The 527-nt window shown below is 64.1% G+C and carries 1 protein-coding gene; it reads right to left on the bottom strand.

Annotated features, from left to right (window positions below; genetic code table 11):
• On the bottom strand, positions 1–310 hold a 310-nt coding region (locus DD1DGNOD_RS25735; protein WP_430827869.1), incomplete at its 3' end, for an RNA polymerase sigma factor.
• Positions 311–527 lie beyond the last annotated feature (217 nt).

Below are 527 nucleotides of genomic sequence, written 5' to 3'. Positions count from 1 at the left end.
TGAGCGGACTCAGGCGGCTGCGGGCGACGAGGGCGAACGCCGTGCCCGCGGCGGCGTGCGCGACCGTCGGCTCGCCGAGGATCAACAGGCACACGGAGAAGACGTCGTCGGCGTACCGGTCGTAGAGATCGTCGAATGCCTCCCGCTGGCCGTGGCGGATCCGCATGACGATGTCGGCGTCGATCTCGGCATCGACGTCGATTTCAGGACTTCTTGATCGCATTTGATTACTGAAGGTAATGGGATGAGTGGGAGGTGTGCCTGCAGGGGCCGCACCGTCGAAGGCGGTGCGGCTGATACCGCCATCCATCAGTGCACTCTCCCGGATCCCCCATTGGCGGCTTCCGTCGCAGCCGCGCCCTGATGCAGACGGAGTGACACCACCATCACCAGTTACGGTAGAACGTCCTGGTCATGTCATGGGGAATCTCCGGAAAACTTTGTTGTCACATGCCGGACTTCGAACGACCCCCGACAGGGCCGTGGCCACCGTCCCCGCCACTGACGAACCGGGACGGTGGCGGGAA

It is taken from the genome of Candidatus Protofrankia californiensis (genome assembly GCF_900634765.1).
Lineage (GTDB): Bacteria > Actinomycetota > Actinomycetes > Frankiales > Frankiaceae > Protofrankia > Protofrankia californiensis.
The sequence above is the reverse complement of the archived record's forward strand: the minus strand, read 5'-3'. Positions and strand labels throughout refer to the sequence as shown.